Consider the following 3,350-nt stretch of genomic DNA (forward strand, 5'->3'; position numbering starts at 1 on the left):
CAGATGTCCATCGCGATGATGGACGCACCTTCCTCCGCGAGCCGGACGGCATGCGACCTGCCCTGACCGCGCGCCGCGCCGGTGATGAATGCGACCTTGCCATCGAGCCGTCCCATGGATAGTCCTCTCCGAGTGTAGGTTCCGCCTAGTGGTGCACAGAGGCAACGTGCGCGATGATCGGATGATCGAATCGAAATCGGCACACCAACTGTGAGCCACAACACAGACCGTAGTTGCCTACAACCTTTAGGTCAACACCGAACAAGAATCGTTTTTCGTATCACCGGCAACCATTCAAAAGCTGGGTACTTCGGCCCACTCCCCGACCTGGTAGCACGAGTGCTCTTCCTCCTGCTCGAACGACAGCAGCCGGCACATACGCACCGCGCCTGCATCGTCCGGGTCGATACGAATGAGGGCGATCTGCGCTCCCGCGTCACGCAGCGCCCCGAGCGCCACCACGAGCAGCGTGGTGCCCAAGCCTTCCCGCCTCGCGGCCTCGGTGAGCACCAGCGCCCGGACCGACGCGGCGTCGAGTTCGAGGTGCGTGGACAGCGCCGAGTCGAACCAGGCGAATCCGAGAGATGCTCCCGAAGAACCTGTTGCGACGACTACGGTGCCGGCCCCGAGACGAATCTCGTCGGCGAGGCGTTCCCGCTGCGCCGGCACCAGCGCGGCCGCATCCAGCACTTCCTCGATCGACTTCGACGCCATCGGATCTTCGAGTGGGCGCGCTTCGGCGAGTGTGATGCCCTCGGGAACCGAGACGTCGTCGAGCGGGCTCGCGAACGGCCCAGACAAGTGACGGAACAGCGTCCACAACCTGCTCACCGGCGCGACGCCGAACCGGCGCGTGAGACGCTCGGACGCGGGGTGAGTGCCGTACGCCCAGCAGCGCAGGGCCGCAGCGCCAGTGCCTTCCCAGCCACCGTCCACGGTCGTGTCCAGACCGATCTCCTCGACGAGCATCGTTGCGATACCTCGCGACCGATAGTCGGGGTGAACCACGAACTGCGCGGTACCCAGCCCCCCGTCGTCGACCTGTAGATGCAGGTACGCCACCACCACGAGTGGAGCATCGTCGCGAGCACTCAGATCTCTGCGCGCTGCGATCGGAAGGTGGTAGACCCGCACACCGTTACGGCTCGTCGAGGTCACATCGCCGGGATTGATCGAGGAGAATCCCGCCTCGTCGTCGTATTCGGCGGCCGCCGCGACAAGTGCCAGTACCTCGTCCCGATCGCCGGAATCCAGTTCCGAACACCACTGATACGAGATCATTCGTTCGCTCCTCATCTGCCGGTTCGTTCCCATAAATCTAATGCCAGTCGGTATTGGATCGCAATGGTCGAAAACTACCCGAGAACGCAACCCGGGGTTTACAGCTAAATCTACATAAGTTAGATTTAGGGTCATCGATTCGCCATCGCACCACAGCCTGGAGGGCAGCCATGACAGAGGTCGGAATCCCACGCGAGGAACGCATCCGTCGCGCGCTCGACCATCTGCGCAACGACACCACCGACGAGTTCGAGCACGTCACGTGGTTCGAACCCGTCGAGTTCACAGATCCGGACATCGCCAAGATCGAACGAGAGCGTGTATTCGGCCGAGTTCCGTCGATCATCATCCACGGCTCCGAGATCCCTCGCGCAGGAGATTTCGTCACCCTGCAGTTGCCGCGAAACAACGTCATCATCGTCCGCCAGCGCGATGGCAGCGTCAAAACCCTCGTGAACCAGTGCCGTCATCGCGGGGCCATGGTCGAGAAGGAAGAGAAGGGTCGCTGCCGCCTGTTCTCCTGCCCGTACCACCGCTGGTCCTACGATACCGACGGCAGCCTGCGCACCATCACCCGCGACAACACGTTCGGTGATGCCGACCGCTCCGAACGCAACCTCGTCCAACTACCCACCGAAGAGCGGCACGGGTTCGTCTGGGTGGTCGACGACGCCGCCGCAACCATCGATGTCGCCGACTGGCTCGGGCCCGAGATGGACTCGATCATGGGGTCCTACGGCATGGACAAGATGGTGACCACTCGGGTTCAACGCTTCGACGAGCCGATCAACTGGAAGTTGATGCAGGACGCGTTCCTCGACGGGTACCACATCCAGTACGCGCACCCCAACACCGCCGCGAAGCACATCCACACCAATGTCATGGCCTTCGAGGACTTCGGAAACCACTGCCGGTTCCTCAATCTCCGCAAGACCATCGACCGATGGATCGAGGAGGACCCCGGCGATCGCAGTCTCGCCGAGCACATCACGGAAAGCCACCTGGTGGGGCCCAACAGTACGTTGCTCAAACAACCGGACCATTTCCAGCTGCTCACCTTCCGCCCTCACCGCAGTGATCCACAGCGCTGCCACATGGAGATTCGTCTGGTCGCGCCCACGCTCGAAGAGAGCGGCTTGACGGAGGAACGCTGGAACCGGATCTGGGACAAGAACGTCGAGATCCTGGTAGCCGTGCTCCACAACGAGGACTTCCCGATCTTGCGAGATTCACAGGTTGCCATGGACAGCGCCAGCGCCGGCAACATGCTCCTCGGTCGCAACGAAGTCGCCAACCAGGTCTTCCGCCGCGCAATTCAGGAACTCGTCAACGAGAGCTGATACCTGGGCTTCACACTCGCGGAACTACGGACACCGGTTTCCGCTCACATCACGAAGGGGACCCGATCACGATCGGGTCCCCTTCCTCATCTCAACTCAGAGTTCCGAAGTGAACGTGAGCGGCAGACGCACACAGCCACGCACCGACGTGCCGTGCATCAACGGTGGATCACTCTCGACCAACGCATAATCGGGGAGCCTGCGGTGAATCTCCTCCATCGCCAGTGTCAGTTCGAGTCGCGCCAAGTGCGACCCCAGGCACCGATGTGGGCCCGCTCCGAACGACAGGTGCCTGTTCGAACCTCGGTCGATCACGAAAGCATCCGGATCGTCGAACTCGGTATTGTCGCGGTTCGCCGAACAGAGCAGTAACAGCAGCTGGTCACCGGCCTCGACCTTCACACCGGCGATCTCGACATCGCGCGTAGCCCGACGACCCATGCTGACCGCGGCCTCGATACGAAGGATCTCTTCCACTGCATCCGGCACCAGACTCGTGTCCTCGATCAGGGCGTTGCGTTGCGCCGGATTGTTCGCCAGATGGACCATGGCCCAGCCGAGTGAACCCTGCACGGTGTGCAGTCCCGCGATGAGTAGCAGGAAGAACATGCGACGCAGTTCCTCGTCCGTCAGGTACCGCTCGACTCCATCCATCCGGATCGGTGTGTTGATGATCTGCGCGGTGACGCTGTCGCCATCTTCCTGACCCGAACGCACCCTATCCACGAA

3 protein-coding genes and 1 pseudogene are annotated in these 3,350 nt (G+C 62.1%); 1 reads left to right on the plus strand and 3 read right to left on the minus strand.

The window, feature by feature from the left end; genetic code table 11:
* Positions 1 to 116 (minus strand): annotated as a pseudogene (locus AC1D1G_RS43345) (SDR family mycofactocin-dependent oxidoreductase); the annotation flags it as partial.
* A 178-nt stretch (positions 117 to 294) separates the two neighbouring features.
* Positions 295 to 1,281 (minus strand): GNAT family N-acetyltransferase, encoded by a 987-nt coding sequence (locus AC1D1G_RS43350; protein WP_283352102.1) that lies wholly within the window; start codon positions 1,279 to 1,281, stop codon positions 295 to 297.
* Positions 1,282 to 1,451: 170 nt separating this feature from the next.
* Between AC1D1G_RS43350 and AC1D1G_RS43355 the strand changes: the two genes are divergently transcribed.
* Positions 1,452 to 2,621 (plus strand): aromatic ring-hydroxylating oxygenase subunit alpha, encoded by a 1,170-nt coding sequence (locus tag AC1D1G_RS43355; RefSeq protein WP_283352183.1) that lies wholly within the window; start codon positions 1,452 to 1,454, stop codon positions 2,619 to 2,621.
* Between the two features lie 96 nt (positions 2,622 to 2,717).
* Here AC1D1G_RS43355 and AC1D1G_RS43360 read toward each other — a convergent pair.
* On the minus strand, positions 2,718 to 3,350 hold a 633-nt coding region (locus AC1D1G_RS43360; RefSeq protein ID WP_477956724.1), incomplete at its 5' end, for a cytochrome P450.

It is taken from the genome of Rhodococcus sp. P3_B8 (assembly GCF_056402775.1).

Coding starts and splice junctions, on each gene's coding strand:
- AC1D1G_RS43350 (WP_283352102.1), bottom strand. CDS start 1,281: ATGATCTCGTATCAGTGGTGTTCGGAACTGGATTCCGGCGATCGGGAC.
- AC1D1G_RS43355 (WP_283352183.1), top strand. CDS start 1,452: ATGACAGAGGTCGGAATCCCACGCGAGGAACGCATCCGTCGCGCGCTC.